This window comes from Moorena sp. SIO3E8 (assembly GCF_010692445.1).
GTDB classification, from domain to species: domain Bacteria; phylum Cyanobacteriota; class Cyanobacteriia; order Cyanobacteriales; family Coleofasciculaceae; genus Moorena; species Moorena bouillonii.
In genome coordinates this window covers 1-16,956 of sequence record NZ_JAAHHM010000092.1, presented here as the reverse complement: position 1 = coordinate 16,956, position 16,956 = coordinate 1, and the positions used below count along the sequence as shown (strand labels likewise).

The 16,956-nt window shown below is 45.1% G+C and carries 6 protein-coding genes; 5 read left to right on the top strand and 1 reads right to left on the bottom strand.

What is annotated here, in order from left to right:
* Window positions 1-2: 2 nt before the first annotated feature.
* The 4 genes from F6K46_RS27815 to F6K46_RS27800 all read left to right on the top strand — a co-directional run bounded on the left by F6K46_RS27815 (window position 3) and on the right by F6K46_RS27800 (window position 5,247).
* Window positions 3-3,848, top strand: coding sequence for a hypothetical protein (locus tag F6K46_RS27815; RefSeq protein ID WP_293063276.1), 3,846 nt, complete (start codon window positions 3-5; stop codon window positions 3,846-3,848).
* Window positions 3,838-4,008, top strand: a complete 171-nt coding sequence (locus F6K46_RS27810) for a hypothetical protein (RefSeq protein WP_293063278.1) — start codon at window positions 3,838-3,840, stop codon at window positions 4,006-4,008. The genes F6K46_RS27815 and F6K46_RS27810 overlap by 11 nt, the downstream gene beginning before the upstream one ends.
* A 93-nt stretch (window positions 4,009-4,101) precedes the next feature.
* Window positions 4,102-4,644, top strand: a complete 543-nt coding sequence (locus F6K46_RS27805) for a hypothetical protein (protein WP_293063280.1) — start codon at window positions 4,102-4,104, stop codon at window positions 4,642-4,644.
* 96 nt (window positions 4,645-4,740) lie between these two features.
* Complete coding sequence (locus F6K46_RS27800; protein WP_075898501.1) at window positions 4,741-5,247, top strand: hypothetical protein; 507 nt, start codon at window positions 4,741-4,743, stop codon at window positions 5,245-5,247.
* Between the two features lie 1,307 nt (window positions 5,248-6,554).
* Here F6K46_RS27800 and F6K46_RS40310 read toward each other — a convergent pair.
* Window positions 6,555-6,761, bottom strand: a complete 207-nt coding sequence (locus F6K46_RS40310; RefSeq protein ID WP_366664730.1) for a hypothetical protein — start codon at window positions 6,759-6,761, stop codon at window positions 6,555-6,557.
* Window positions 6,762-7,151: 390 nt separating this feature from the next.
* Here F6K46_RS40310 and F6K46_RS27795 point away from each other — a divergent pair, with 390 nt between their 5' ends.
* The gene (locus tag F6K46_RS27795) at window positions 7,152-16,595 is read left to right on the top strand and encodes a Calx-beta domain-containing protein (RefSeq protein ID WP_366664729.1); all 9,444 of its coding nucleotides are present in this window, start codon (window positions 7,152-7,154) and stop codon (window positions 16,593-16,595) included.
* Window positions 16,596-16,956: the final 361 nt, after the last annotated feature.

The following is a 16,956-nucleotide window of genomic DNA, read 5'->3' as shown; positions in this document are numbered from 1 at the left end:
ATATGACTACCTTTACCCAATCAACAGCACAGGCGCTCTACGTTTTATCTGAATCCGTTAACCCTACCGTGCCCTATAGCATTGGGTTTTGGGTGAATGAAGGATCGATAGAAGGTTCTCAAACCCTTTCCCTGGAAGAAACTTGGACAATAAAGACGGGAGTATATCTATTTCTCAAAGCTGCTCTAGAGGGGAATGATGCTATAGACCCTTCCGTGTTGAGTGACCGCATTGGTGAATTTCTGATTACACCTTCGGTACGCAATACTCGGTTTTTGTGGATTGATAACCCAGAGGAGTTAGTCTCTCGCTGGCGATTTCATGCCCTAACCCTTTCCCCCACAGATACTGTAGAGCGACTGACCTTTTTTAATTTCCGCAACTATGAATTAGCGATCGCTAGTGGTGTAATTTGTCAGTTGAATGGAACTAAAGACGGATTTCTGTTTGCCCTGGATCCGTCTCTACACAACCTCCCTAGCACCGAGACTGAATCACCGGAAACTGAATCACCGAAACGTGACCCCTTTTATTTGTCCACAGGTTATGGTGCTCATCAACTGAAAGGTATTGAGGTCAATGAGGCAGGGGAAGCGATTCCGCAAAGCGGACGCTACGCGATCGCATTACCCTTTAGCGGAGAGTTGGCCGGTTGCCTGACCTTTGCCCTGACCTTGCAAAACCAATCTCCTGGCACAGCCTCTTTTGAGGAACTGGTCTATCTGGATGTGACCCTGCGGATGTTTTTCAAATCCGCAAACTCCTTACTAGACCAGAGTGACCCCTTGTCTGGTTTTGCAGGATTGAATAGCGACCAGGAATTCCTGATTTCTAGCCATCGATATCCCTTTCTGGGGGAAGATAGGGATGCTGCCTCCCATTATTCTAAGCAGGGGGATGGTAGCCAAAATCTGACCTTATATAGCGCCCTAGATCCACTCCAACCGTTGAATGGCGATCGCACTTACTTTGCCTTTGTAGAGCCAGGAAACTCTACTATTTCGGATTTATCCTTGCCTTCTTGTTATCGCACCAATTTGGGATATTCCATCCATGTCACTCCCCATGGTCATGGGGACAGTCGGCTAATCTTTGCAGAGCGTCCAGGGCAGAATTATAGCATCTTTGGTTCACCGTTGTATCTAGTCCCCCAAGGGAAATATACTCTCTCGGTACCCAATTACGAGAGTACCCCTATCCCTAGTGGAAAGGACTTTTCGATACGAGATGAAGATAACTTCTTGTGTGGATTAGCGGGGATTGAATACATTCAACTGTCGAGTCAACAGGTTAATATTCTGCATCTGGAAGCTGGAAAACCGACCTTTGCGCCGGATTTCGTTCCTGAGCAAATTGTAGAGACCAATGAAGCTGGGCAGCGTCTAGAATCGGGAACAACTACAGCTTGGGGATATATTGAATATGACCAAGTCACGAATTTACCGGTCTATTTTTCCCAACCTAAACAGTCCTTGCTGTATCGAGCATCAACGTTTCAGGATGGAAACCAAGACCCCACTGATGATCCCCTCACGTTTTTGGAGGTTCCCGTTACAGGACTGCCCAGGGGAGAGTATTTACCCTTGTTTCCCTATGGTGGCGTAAGTGGAACCCTGGCGCACTATCAGCAAATGGAGGAACAAATCCTCAATCCCCAGCGCCGCAAACAAATTAAAATTGTTGCTGAAACAGACACTACTCAACTTACCGGTGAACCTCAGGGAATACAGGGCATAGGGATAGGGACATCAACTCCCCAAGCATTCAGTGCCTTGAGTAGATCAGCTACTCCTGACGCTCAGGCCATGACAGCTGCTGCCACTAGCTCCACAACGGAAACCATCACCGGTACAACTTCCCTGGGATTGTTGGCAACCTATTCCTCTGATTATCAAACCCTCAATAGCCTATTACTGGCGAAGGATACCGACAATGAGGATGTGAGTTTGCAGGACTTAGAACGGGGTTCATCCCTCCGTTCAGCTTTCCAGTCCAGTCAGATGTTCCTGGTGATCACTGACCCGACTTCCCTAAAAACCTTTGATACCAATGAACCTCCTCAAGTTATCAAAGAGCATTTTCAGAATAATCAACTGACCATTCAAGGGTGGACCTTTGATCTCAATCCAGACAATTGGCGACAGGGCACAGGGGATACTGATACGGTCTTACTGTTTAAGTTCCTAGATAAGCCCCTGATTGATATTCTCAAGGATACCGCCCTGTGGGAACAACCGGAGGTATTTGTCGGGACGGCAACGGATGCCGATGAACGGGTCAAGGAAATTAAAGCAGTGCGCGATCGCTTAGTGACATTCTTTGAAAATGCGATCGCAACGGCAAACGACCCCAATGCTGCTGAAAAAGACCGGGATAATGCTGCCCCTCTAGCCCGGGTTGGCAGCAGCACCTTTTGGTCAGGGATGATTGCGTTAAATGTCAAGCTCCCAGCTGGAACTGGATTGCCTCAAGACTTGAAAGCCCTAGAATGTGGCATACAAGACCAGGATAACTTCTATGCTCAGTATGTCGGGAGTAATGGCACCCCGATTTTTCCCCAAAATGGGGAATTGGTAGCGGAACAGTCTTCTTTGTTTGGATTGCTGGACTATCAAGACAACTCCGTGCCAGAAACGGGTCCCTTGGGCTATGCCTTCCAGGTGGCCAACTTACGGGTGCAGTTCCAAAATTCACAAATTACCGCATTTTCCAGTGAAGTCAATCTTACCCTAGATAAACTCTTTGACGAAGCTACCCAATTACTCAATAGTCGTTCAGGACGGAATATCGTCATTCTCCAGGGCTTTACGGAAGAACACAATGGGGTGATTACCTATAGCTTTAGCTTTAGCGGCGAGAACTATTTTGCCCTACCCGATAGTCATATTCTCAATAATGTTGACATCGTTAAGGCCACTTTTTCCACAGATCCCCCAGGCAATGATACGACACTCACCATTGGACGATTTACCCTCTGGGGCCGTCTCAATTTCCGTGACCTAGAGGCCTTTGATGGATTATCCTTTGGGTCAGATACTTCCCTGTCAGATGAAGTGTTAACTGCCAGCAACCTGGTCAACCGCAGTGCCCGTGCCCTGGAAGACGATTATCAAGTAGGGATTGATACTCTCAATCAAGCATCAGCGGAGTTGCAGCAAAAACTGGATGAGCTAGCCAATAACGAACAATTCCTCCAGTTCTCAAAGCTGAGTATTGTGATGAACTGCAAGCATACCAATGGTACCCAGGATATCACCTTTAGTGTGGATCCCAGCCAAATTGCCTTTGATTTCGCTCGCAGTAAAGCTCGCCCCCATAGTCTCTACAGCAAATTTCCCCTCAAGCTGACTAACTTCGTCTATCTCGACCCTGCTCAACCCGATAGCAAGCCTAAAGGGTATCTTACGGTTAAAACTCCCTTGGGCAGTGGTTCTATGCCCGACAGTGGCTTTGGTTTTAACTTCGAGTTTAATTTGGGCAGTTTGGGGGCATTGTCGGGTTCAGCTCAGTTTGTGGTTAATCTGTTGATTATCTGGGAACCGAATCAGGATGGTTCCCAGGAAAAAGCAACAACCTTTGTGGGATTGAGGCTACCGGGAATTGGTGGGGATGTGCTCGGTTTTCCTCTCCAGAGTGTACTGAAGCTGTCCTTCAAGACGGTGGAATTACTGGTTGATTCGACTAACGCTTCTGGTACAGCTTACTTGTTGAAAATTAAGAAGGTTGCTCTTAAGTTTTTTGTCCTCTCATTTCCCCCCAATGGACAAACCGAAATTGTTATCTTTGGCAATCCTGATGCCACGGATAGTAATGATGCTGTTGGCTGGTATGCTGCCTATGCTAAATAACTACAGCTATCTGGTGGTGCGTCCGCCACCAAAGGTGAAAACCCAAATATTAAAAGCAACGTCAGCTATCAGCTATCAGCTATCAGCTATAAGCTATCAGCTATCAGCTTATAGGTTAGGTCACAGGCTAGAAGCCTGTGCCACGCTAGTTGGCTTTTGAATAAAATAAGCTGACGGCTGACGGCTGACGGCTGAATGCTTACAAAGCCACTAACCAATAGGTTGAATTTAATTTAGATAAACAGGAGATACGATGGCAGAGCAGAAAATCCCTAATTATCAAGATATTAACGATATCCCAACGTTTATGGAGGAAGTACAGACTACCTATAGCATTACTGAAGAATTGCCCATCACCTTATCTGACAATCATCCATTATCTGATATGTGGGCAAAACCAATTACTGTTACGGAAGGTACATCACCAGATCCTTGTTATACGGCTACTGGATCAATTAATGATGAGTTTCCCTTCAACTTTGCCAAGGATTTTCCCTTTGATATTAAAGATTTCAGTTTTCTAACCAACCAAGATGTTGCTCCTGAACTGGCAATGAAGTTGAAGATTGATGTCTTCCAACCTATCCCGGAACCTGAAGATAGGAGGGGGATTAAAGTAACCGTATTTTCGGTACCCCAATCTGATGATTATCCCAATGGTGTCATTGTTAAAAAAGGCTTAACCTTTGTGGACGCAAATGGAAATCCTGTGGCTGATGATAATCTTTCAACAACAAAGATTCCAGAAGAATCAGTGGTGCCACCGGAAGCTGACGTTAAGCTGGATAACTTATAAACAAATGGTAATTTTATAAGTTATAATAGGCAAGTGATAGTGGTTTAAGTTTACTGACATTTTTTGATTTTATTAGATTTAACAAGGAGCAAGAAGATGGCAGATACTAAAGTATTTTTTGGTGTTTCTCTAGAACTGGCTGGAAAGACAATTTCCCTAGAACCTAAAAATGCTATTAATGAGATTAAAGAAAAGGGAATTGAAGTTGAACTTCCGGCAGGGGAGAGAGTCTATTTAGGTACAGTGGGCACTTCTCTTGGTAGTATTATCGGGACTCTAGGTGTCGAGGCTGATTTTATAGTGACCGCAGACGAGGCTGCCCAATCAGGTGGCACACTGAAAGAAGGAGCGATCGATCCGGATGTCTTGCCCGATATAACTGTCTTACAGAATGCTGCTAATCTCCTTCTAGAAGCAGGTTTATATGTGGATGAATTTCATGTCAGAATACCCGGTGCTGCCACAAATGGAACAGTAGCCAAAGACAAGACAGCTTACACTGTTGGACTATCAGCAGAATGGCAAGATGATGCCGGGAAATTAATTGATGGATTAGACCTCAAATTAAGGGGGATCTATTTCAAAGTTAGTAATGAAGAATAGCGATCAGCTTATGCGCTACGCGCACGCTACGCGAACAGTTATCAGCTATCAGCGGTCAGCTATCAGCTTTTGAATATTTAATCTGAATTATAGCAATTCTAGATCCCATAAGGTACAAAGATATCCCCCTAAATCCCCCTTAATAAGGGGGACTTTGAGGTTGAGAAGCGTACCTCATAACTGCGAGAAACGCTATAAATTCTCCCAAAGTTTATTTTAAGCTGATAGCTGAATGCTGACGGCTGAATGCTGACCACTGACCACTGACTTTCGACAATTCCATTTTTGCCTAGTAATCTTTTCTGAATCGAGCCATGACTGCAATAGTGCAAAGAACAACCAGTGTTAGCTTTGGTATGATCTCCGAGCTAACCGTTGCTGGTGAAACTGTCAATTTGATCCTGGAGAAAATTGAAGACCGCAACGTAACGGTTTATCGGGGCGGTATGATTGCTGGACAGCGACTTTATGTCGTGGCGCTTTTGGAAGAACTGATTCCAGAATTAGATGCACCAGACTCGATTCAGAACTTAGCCATTACCAAAATGGCGGTGGAATTGCGACCGGATAAAGGGGCATTTTCTTTTGAGGCTGCCATTGAAAATCCCTGGTCGATTACCCTCGATTCGGGACCAACCTTATCCATCGAACAGCTTGCGCTGTCAGTGTCGTCGGTCAAATCTTCTGGTTCAACAAATGGCACTCAACAGAATACGGCAGAATCCCTCTCCCAGCAGCGAAAACTCTCATTTGAGGGGCTGTTTGAGTTATTTGGGGGCGAATTTGCGGTTAAGGTCGCCCATCAATTTTCGTCACAGGTTACCAATTCTGGGGGGAGCCAGATTGTCAGTCAGTGGGGATTTTCTGCCACTGCTCAAAATATCAGCATTACCGAAGTTATCAAAGCTTTTGGGTTTTCCCAGGATAAACTCGATGAGTATGGGTTGCGGGATTTAGTAGTTTCCTTGGCATTTGCGCTACAACAAACCCGCTATCAAGAGAATAGTACCCAAATCGTCGAATCCCGCTATACCTTCACCGGATCCATGGATTGGGATACTGGCATTGCTTTAGTGCCAGGGGAAGAAACCCTGCAAATCCAAGCGGCGATTCAAATTACTAAAAGGTCGAGTAATAAACCAGGGGGAACCTCTACGACCCTAAAAGGAGCGATCGCAGGAACGGTCAAAGCCTCTATTCCCTTTTTCGATACCTTACAACTCTCGGTTATCTATACCTTTAGCCAAACCGGTAGCACCTCTAGCTCTGGTCGTTCATCCCAAGCCCTGGCAAATCCTACCGGTGAGTTAATTTTCCAACTCCAAATCAGTACCCTGTTGTTGAGCGCAGTGTACACCAATATCAATAATCGTAAACTGTTGCGGTTTAGCGTTAGTGTGGTCAGGGATAAGAATCCCACCATTGGTGACCTGATTGCCTATATTGTCAGCGTCTATGACTCCAGCATTATTGAGTTTGAACTCGACCCACCGTGGGATGAATTTGCTAAACAAGAAATAGCGCTAGATAAGTTTAGTCTGGAGATAGACCTAACCAATAAATCCATCACCATTTCCTACAAGGCTACCCTGAATGTCTTGATTGCTAAGGTATCCAATGTGGGACTGTCTTACCAGTTTGGGACTAAGTCATCTCAGGTTAGTGCCCAACAAAATAATGCTAGAACAGCATCCAATAAAAAAATAGCGATCGCAGTAGACTTAAGTATTCCTGGACAACCCAAAAAGCGAGTTCAGTGGGACCCAGTCAATGAAAATCCCCCAGAAGTGCCCAGCACTAAAGCCCCGATCTTCGAGCTGAAGTTCCTGGCTTTGGGACAACGGGTTGCCTTCGCACCAGAAATTGTGCAACAAGCTCGTACTATTGAGCAATTCACCACGGTGATGCGCCAAACCTTGGTACCCCTTCCTCCCATTAAACGGCGGCAAAATCCCCTCACAGCTCTGCTACAGTCCTTACCCTCAGCCGTAAGTTCTGACCCCACTCAACCGATTCAATTTTCAGGTCAGCCCATTCAGTTTAGTGCAGAGAGTGGGTGGTTAATTGGTGCCCAATTTGTGATTTTGGGTGCCATTGAGATCAGTGTAATTTTCAACGATCCCTTTATCTACGGGCTGCGCATTAGCTTGTCGGGACCCCCAGTACAGAGTTTTGCTGGATTTGAATTTGAAATCCTCTATCGCCGCATTAGTGATACTGTCGGGGTCTATCGCAGTGAGCTGGTTTTACCGGACACCATGCGCTATATCGACTTTGGCGCTGTTCATATTACCCTGCCAGTGGTTGCCATTGAAATCTATACCAATGGAGACTTTGGTATCGATGTGGGCTTCCCTTGGGGTGGTGACTTTTCCAGATCCATTGCCGTTAATGTGGGCATCTTTTTAGGATTAGGGGGCTTCTATTTCAATAAACTGAGTGCAGAAACAGCTACCAGTGTTCCCGACATTGTTAGTGGCACCTTTGACCCGGTATTAGAATTTGGCATTGGCTTACAGGTCGGGTTGGGGAAAATTATCAAGAAAGGTCCTCTGCGCGCGGAATTCAGCATTACCATCCATGGCCTTTTGCAAGGGGTGTTTGCTACCTATAATCCCACCGATACTAATCAGAAAAAGGCCACCTATTACCGGATTCAGGGTGGTGTAGCCATTGTTGGTCGGATCTATGGTGTCGTGGACTTTAAAGTGATTCAGGTTGATATAGAAGTCCTGGTTAAAGTTGCGGTGCTGTTTGTGGTGGAGGTATACAAAGCTATTCAGGTGGCTCTGGTGGCTAAGGTTTCTGTCAGAGCATCGATCAAGATTGCCTTTGTCCGGATCAGATTTAAGTTTAACTTGACCGTGCGGGAGCAATTTGTCCTCGGTTCAGATAGCACACCACCCTGGCAACTCGCTGCTGGTTCTGGGGGAGCCATGGCAGCCACTGTGCCGGTATTTACTGCCCGTGCTCAAACCGTGCGTCCCTATCGAATCCAGAAAAATGCTAGGGCTAATCGCTCCTTTGGTTTTGCTAAAGCCCAAGGCACTAGTAGCACAGGAAGAGTTACAAATGTCACTAGTACAAATGGCACTACTACAGGACTTACGCAAAGCCCCCTAAATCCCCCAATTCTGGGGGACTTTGACATCATTCCCCCCCAAAATTGGGGGGTTAGGGGGGCAAAACCAACTCAACTTCGTAAGTCCTATACTACAAATGGCACTACCCAAACATCTGGCACTACTACAAATGTCACTACCCAAACATCTGGTGGACGGTCATTGCGATGGGATGATGGCACAACGGGAATTCAGCTAGCACTCCCCGGAGACGTGCGCACGGAAACTGTAAAAGACGACAAGCTTCGCCTCGATATTTATTTTCAACCGTCCTTTACTAAGACCGAAACAGAAGTAAGTGGTATCGGGTTATTGTTTATGGAAAACTCGATTCCTCTAGATGATAACTCTACCAATGATAATGATACGGACTTTGATGAGTTAGTTAAAGCCCTATTTAAATGGGTGATTTATGCCTATTTATCAGATAGTGAGCGTAATGCTTTAAATATCGACACAAGTGCTGTCAATGTTGATAATCAAGACTTAACCTTGGAATTGTTAGAAGATGTTTATACCCTATTCGTTAACTACTTAGAGGAAGAAGCTGCGGATGATTTTTGGGAACCGCTAATTCGATTCTTGTCTAGGAATTTTATATTTGATATCACCGACCGCCCCATCGATAATACGGAAATTAGTGGTACCATTTTCCCGATGTTTCCTCAACTTGAGATGGAACTCAAGGATGGTGCTGATACTGTTCTCAATACCGTTGATTTTGATAGTACGAAATATTCTCCTGATCAAATCAAGGCGATTCAAACCTATTTCCAATCCCTCAACTATAACCATAACCAGAGCACAGAAGAAGTTCTGGGACAATTACCGACCAATGATGCATCTGGAAGTTTAGCGATCGCTGAACTTTTATTTATTGACTACTTCACCTTAATTATTCGTTCTGCGGTGCAGCTTGGCATCGATCATGTTAGGGATAAAAAAGATGGGGTTGATGCCAATGGTACGATTACCCTAGGCACTTTATTAAATAATTTCAATGGTGGTGAGTCATTCCAATCCTTAGCGGGAATGACCTCACGATTCTTGTTGCATGGATTGCGAATCCCCACCTTTACAGGTAGCACTACAACCGTTAATGGACAACAAGCTGCTTATCTTGCTACAGGACAACAATTTACCGTCACAGTCACCCGCACCCCTCCCGCAACACAAGGGGATAGTGAGACCGTAACGATTACCCCCAATGAAATTCGGTTATCCAAACCGGATATGTTGACTTGGATTCGACTAATTGATGATCCAAGCGAGAACAGCGATAGTGCAACCTTAACCCCTGAACTCAATTACCCTTTCCCGGATACTGCTCCCTACAACACCATTGAGACGATTAAGCAGCTTGATGCAGCAGCAACCAGTGGAATTTTGCCCACAACGTCTCCAAATATTCCAACAGTGGTAGGGCTTTACAATCCCACTAACCAGCAATACACTATTCGCCAAAAAACTTACTGGAATGAATCTATCAATGCAGCAACTAGTAACAATCTGCTGTGGGAACTTCCTTCCGGTTTATGTGATTATCTCAAGTCTAAGTCTGACCAGACAAGCTTAACCCTTCTCTACAATCAGCAGCCAGTTCAAGATGGGGAAACCTTAAATACTGCGGAGATTGACCCAGGATATACTTGGGCAACTAAATTAACATTGGAAATCCGCCAAGTCTCCACCTCAGATGGGAGCGGATTTTTGCCGACCGTATACGCTATTGAACGGATTGAAACCGCTAGTCGGCAATTGCTGCAAAATATTCTGACCGCAAACGTAACTCCTACAACCTTGACCTTGTTGTATTTGGATGACAGTGGTGACTCGAAAGTTCTGACCCGTAATGCTAGTGCTGAAGTCTTGATGCTGAAGACGAATTTATCCCTAGATTCTGGGGATAATCCTACGGTGAAACTAGAGACAGGTAATGATGCAACTTTCCTACCATTATTAAGACTGGTACAGGAAAGCACTGTTGTAAATAGTGAAGGCTATTACCTCAACTATAGCTATACCGAAAATGATGAACAAAAGGGCTTACCAGATTCTCTGTTTGCTGATGGGGACACGGCTCAGGTAACTGTGTTAATGACCTTTAGCAGTACTGCCGCTAGCTATAACAACTGCCTTAATATTCCATCTGGTCATCCCCAGAGTAGTACACTCAATGGTGTCAGCGAAATTTTTGCCACCAGTAGTGAAACAACTAATGTGTTGAGGATTCCGGCGGGAAATCTTGGTTTTAGACTTACCCGTACTGCCATTGAAGCTCAAGACAATGATACTGCGACCGATGAGATTCAAAACCTCTATCAGCTTTTGAGTTATCAGGTGCCCAGTACAGCAGCTGACTTTGAAACCGGGCAAGACCGTCTACCGATCGGACCGATTGAAGAAGATGAGGATAATACAACATGGGTCTATGAAAAAGTCTTGCCGGTTTATGCTTTAACTACCGCAGCCAACACACCATCCCAAGCATTACCGGAAATTCTCAAGGATACCCTCAATCCCTATTACGGCATTGGAGATACCTTTACGTTGGATTTTCGCTGGCAAGATATCTATGGCAATCGTTTAGGAAGCGATGGGAACTTTGCGGAAGGTATTAGCCAAAAATTAGGTTATTTTGACCCGATTTTAGGTATTAATCAATGGCCCTCGGTGGGTGAAAGCTATAGGATTACCAGCAAGGATGATAAGACTGCTAATTTGATTCTGGAGTTGGTGTTAGACCAATCTAAATATATTCCCACTCCTGGGAATCTTTTCACTGAGGTACTGGATCAGATTAAAACTGACCGCGCCACCTATCAACAAATTTACTATCAGGTTCATGACTCGAACTTAACCTTTACGGTGAGTACATCGGTGATTCCCAGCGGTGACCAGGAGTTGACTGATAGCCAGCGTGCGGCCTTCACGGGCTTTGTGGATAATGTTTATAAGTATTTGGTCACGTTGGAATATCTGCAGCAATTTACCTATACAGTGGCTGCTAACAGTGAAAACCTGGAATCCGTTGCTAATCAGTATGGTTGTGATATTGGAGATTTAGGGGATAGTAATACTGCAGTCAGTGGTATTTTCACCAGTCCTCAAAATATTCAGATTCCTGTAGGTATTCGGGTTGAGCCAAGCAACAACTTAAATGCGATCGCAACTAAGCTCAACAAAGATTACGGCATTCAAAGTGACAAAGTTGAGGAAATTGTCACCAAATATGCAAAAACGGCGGATTTATTAGCAGTTGGTGGGATTATTTCTTACACCGATACCGCTAATCATTTCGTAAGCTATACCGTTCAAGATGGGGATACCTTCGAGTCAATTGCGATCGCACAACTCGCCCTAGAGGAAGACCACCTGATCGAAATCATCCTACAAACCATTGCTCAAGGGTTAGATACGACCCAAACTTTAACCAATGGTGTCCTGATCAAGGGTCTAGAAGCACCCCACGTCAACAATTACGTTACCCTAAACGCCACCCTAGAAGAAATTGCCTATGGGGTATTGCAGCTGGAAAATGCTGACCTGGATCTGGAGTTTGACCAGATCCTGACTGACCGGATCAATGAGATTATTGCAGAGAATGAATCGACGGTATTGCTTGCAGGGGTTACGGTTTCAGCCTTGGATAGCACAACCCAGGATGGCGAAACTTTGGGCAGTCTTCGAGACCGTCTGTTAGCAGCATCCCAGGACGTGGTTGAGGCCATTCGTGATCTGGAAATTTTCCCCACGGACACAACATTAACGGTCACGGTGACCAAGAAAGATGAAGCAACACCAACTCCGTTTAATGTAGACATCAAGATTATTACTGACAAGACCTGGAGTGCGATCGTAGCGGCATTCCCCAATACCTCTAGGATAGAAACTGTTGAAACGGTTATTCTTGCCAATGCCCAACGCCAGGATTTACTGGTGGCAGGTTCGACAATAACCATAACAATGCCCGATAGTAGCCTTGATTACACCATCCAGGCTCAGGATAGTCTATATCACATTGCCCTTAACCAGTTTATCGCCACTACTGATGTTCGCTCTATCGATGTGCTGAAATCCAGCATGGTTGCTGAAGTGGGTGCCCTAGACTATACCATTGCTGAGGCAATTCTGCCGGAACAGAACACCATTGCTTACCTAACTCAGCAGCTTCATCTACAAACCAACCTTCATCGCACGGTGTTGGAAACGGTACAAGCGGTGGGCAATATCAGTGATATTCTGACTGAGTCTGCGATCGCTAGTCAATTAGCTGTGGTTGCTGCTGGTGTCAGCGATATGACTGGGTTATTTGGTACGGAGGATGTAATCCTGGCTGACGTGCTGTTTAACTACACTGTCACCAGTGGGGATAGCTTTGACCAAATGATTGCTATTGCTGCTGCCCATGATAGTCAAATTATTACCGATCAAACCACAGCAGGGGATATTGCCCTTCAAACTCCCAGTTTAGCCTTAGAGTCCGGGGCAACCCTTTACATTCCGGATCGCTTTACCCTGGATACCTCTTCTGCACAGAACGCTGACTCTCTAGCAGTGGTACAATCCACAGCTCAAACCACATCCCTGAGTACCTTAACCAGTACCATGGGAACGGAAATTACCCCAGCAGCAGTAGCGATCGCTAACCAAACCCTGGCCGGACTCTTGAGTGGCAATACTGCTATCGATGTCCGTCCGGTTTTGGCATCCCTGACTAAGATTAGTTACAACAGTGACGATACGGTAAATAGTGACTTAGAACGGTTAGCGGCTTTCATCAGTCAAACTATCGAGACCGGAACCGATGAAACCTTCTACACCCTCACCTCTCGATGGGCGCAAACCCTGGTTAACTTCAAAAATACTATTGATGCCGAAGCCAGTCAAGCCCAGCAAAGCATTGGGGCGGTGAATGCTATTTATGAGCAACTGGACAACTTAGAAGGGGCAAATCGAATTGCGTTACGTGCTTTACTTGATCCCAGTGATAGTGAATCTTCCTTGAGTATCTTGAAAGCAACACTGCTGGATGCTCAAGGTAACCTTAAACCCCAATTCGAGCCATCAACGGTTTATAGCGAATCTGATACCCAAGAAGATGATGTCCTGAATGCGATTGACCAAAGGTCACGCTACGCGATCGCTAATATCGAAACTGCCCATGGTCAACCCGATGATCAGGTATTGATCGACACCTTACAGACATCATTGGACATTATTCATCGCATGTATGACCTCAGTTGTCTGAAAACAGCGGTGGATCTGTTAGAAAAGCGTTCGCAACGCCCCCTGACTGTAGCAGAAGTAGGACAAGCGCTCCAAAATGAATCGGGTCTGATTGAGCCCTTACAGAATTGGATTGTTCCCCCAGCAGTAGCTAGCACAACGGTTGATCTCACTATCCGAGATAACAATAATAGTCTTCTGTATCCCACGGATTTACTATTCTCGGTCACCGTACAGCTGGAAATGCGGCGCAACAAGGATTTGATGCATTCCGGCTTTGTGCCTGAAGCTGAGGTAGTATCAGCCTATTTTGCCCCCAAAACCGTTGTGCTGACCAGCTCCTCAGATGATCAAAATGCTGAGTTTAGTGAACGCCTGGCCTCCCTTGACCCCTTTGCCAAGGCATTTGAGCAAGCACTACCTAACTTAAAGCTAGCAGTGGGGAGGAATGCTGGGAATATTGATAATGCTAATCCTCAAAACAGCGATACCCTGTGGGCAGTTCATCTGGGGGATACCGGGATTAGTTACGATATCAAAGAGGCTTTCCCCTACTTCTTTTCCGCTGCGCCTTTGAGCAATACCTTAATGTCAGGGGAAGTAAACCTTTACAGCTACACCCAACAGAATGGACTTGACCAAACCTCAACAGAAACCGTGCGAGTGGATGCGGTAGACCTGAATGGTTTAGCCCGTAAGTATTTACGTGCTATTGAAGATATCCTGAAACCGGAAACAGCTATCCCTGCAGTGAATGATACCACCTTAAAGGGTGAGCTTGGGCGGATTTTAAATGTCAAAGCAAGTTTGGCAGATTCGATTAGTAACAATGTGACCCATGTATTGGATACTTCTGTGGATACAAGTTCCCCAGAGTATACTACTCGCCAAACCTTAGCAGTGGCAGCACTCCAAAAGGAATTGCTGACAAATTTAGCAGATGCTTACGACATTGAAACCATTGTTCAATATAACGTGGATGTAGCGATCGCTGATGGCTATCAATGGTCTGGTCAAGATATTCCTCGTTTATCTGGGCAACCAGTGATGAGCGGGGCTTATTACACCAATCTTGAAAGTACACCCAACTCCACTAGTTCTGACACAGAAAAGCAAGCTCTGCTTCAATCGATAGATTTCACCTTATCTCCAGCTAAAATTTCCCTGAGCGATGCCAACAATGGTAAGTCTACGCTGACCTTCTTCTTCAATACCCAAACTCCTCAGCGTTACGAAGATATTGCGGTTAATCTGAACTATCAGGTTAATGAGTTGGAATACAAGATTAATACTACTAATTCCACCTCCTCTTGGCTCAATTTTATTCAACCTCTCAACGATGAGCCTAATCAAATTGGAGATGTTCAAATTCCCATTCCTTTGCGGGATTTTCCCCTTCCTCCTTCTCTGATTTCCCATACAGCAATTCCTGACCCCGACAGCTTTGCTGGTGAGATTCTCAGTGCTGAGGATATTCGAGACTGGAATTATGTTTTCCTCTATGAACATCCCGATGTGGCTCAAGATACCATTGAATGCCGGATTGAATACAATGGTTCCTCTAAATTAACCATTGATGATGTCTCTTTGAAAGAACCCGAAGAAAATCAAGACGAAACATTTGCAGTTTTCACTGTTACCTTATCTCCTCCCTCTGAACAGACTGTTACTGTTAATTATCAAACCCAGGATGGAACCGCAAAAGCAGGGCAAGATTACGCTGAAACTAGCGGCACTCTGGAATTTGCGACCGGTGAAACCACCAAAGAAATTGAGGTGACAGTCAACAGCGATGATGTTGTTGAAAATAATGAAACCTTTACCCTTGTGCTGAGTAATGCAGTTAATGCAGAGATTGCGGATCCAGTGGGTGTTGGAACAATTATCGATACGACTAATACTATTGATCCACTGTTGGATACCCTGGTGCGGTTTAACAATCTATATCCAACCCTAGCCAGTGATCTCAAAGCTTTGGAAACAGGGTTAACCGATGACAACCAGACTACGGTTACCTCTGCCCTCAATGCCTTTGCGACTCTAGCAGAAGACGTGGCTAGGTCATGGCAAATTTGGCAACCGATTGCGATCGCACAGGCATCTCGCCAGACAGTTCACTACAATATTGATGAAAACCTATCTGCTGACCAAGAAACCAAAACGGTTATCATCACTCCCACTAACAATCTTCCCGTTGCTGATCAACAAGTCTTAGATATTGAGTTACCAGGGTATGAGTTAAATGATACCAGGCAAAACGATGTAACCACTAACTCCCCCACAGTACCTTACACGACAATTGAGTATGATTTCACCAAATTGCTTGATGCAACTGGGGTAGAAACCTTTGGAGAGTCCGCATTACCAGATCGTAAGGTGACTGTAACTAATTTGGATGTGTTGGACTATCAAAATGCCTGGGGTGCTATCCGTCTCGCCCGCAATAAGAATTTGATTGATGGCCGGGAAACCAATGCTGCTTTCATCTTCCAGACTCCTGAAGTCCGGTTTAAGAATCGGATTACTCCTCTAATAGTTAATGATAAGCGTTGGGATATTGCAGACCTGGGCGATTCCAGAAGTAAAACCTTGACAGAGCATCTCGAAGAGTTATTCAAAGTCTTGCTGCCAGCTATCATTAACCGTCCTTATGATATTCGGATTAGCTGTCAGTATGCCTTTGCTTTAGCTAGCAACACTAATGACGAAGAATTGTTAGCTTCCTTACCCGTTATACTAACTCCTCGATTTACGGTTCAAAAGTCTGGGGATTCCACGGATATGTTAGCAGTGACTCAACAACTGCGGACAAATATTGCCCGGGAAATTGACAATTGGCAGACTCAGAAAAACCCCAATCAAACCAGGGGACGATATCTGTTTAGTTTTAGTCTGTTTTCCAATCCAGAAAATGTGAGTAGTACCGAGAATCCTAACTTGCCTTTGTTAACGGTGGAAAACTTGAATCTTTTGCTGACAGATATTATTGAGGGATAGTTATAGCAATTCTCATAGTGATGAGGACAAAGCGATCCCCCTAAATCCCCCTTAATAAGGGGGACTTTGAGTATGGCTCCCCCCTTTTTTAAGGGGGGCTGGGGGGGATCTCAATCTTGCGGAAAACTTTGAAAACACGCCCTAGGCGGAATCATACCCAGAATCAGCAACGCCCAATTCTCATACTCATAAGCGACATTGCTTATCCTTTTAAGGCAAGAGGAATCCCGCCTAATATCATGTCCGTCTAATCACTTATAAGAAAAGTGGAGAGTACAGCATCGAGGTAATGCCAAGACGAATTACCATCACCGAACACTCTTTGCATTGAGGAACTCCAACAGGGTTACCGCCAGGCCAA

Excerpts from the sequence above, each read along its gene's own strand:
- F6K46_RS27805 (WP_293063280.1), top strand. The coding sequence starts at position 4,102 with ATGGCAGAGCAGAAAATCCCTAATTATCAAGATATTAACGATATCCCA.
- F6K46_RS27800 (WP_075898501.1), top strand. The coding sequence starts at position 4,741 with ATGGCAGATACTAAAGTATTTTTTGGTGTTTCTCTAGAACTGGCTGGA.
- F6K46_RS27795 (WP_366664729.1), top strand. The coding sequence starts at position 7,152 with ATGCGCCAAACCTTGGTACCCCTTCCTCCCATTAAACGGCGGCAAAAT.
- F6K46_RS27810 (WP_293063278.1), top strand. The coding sequence starts at position 3,838 with ATGCTAAATAACTACAGCTATCTGGTGGTGCGTCCGCCACCAAAGGTG.
- F6K46_RS27815 (WP_293063276.1), top strand. The coding sequence starts at position 3 with ATGACTACCTTTACCCAATCAACAGCACAGGCGCTCTACGTTTTATCT.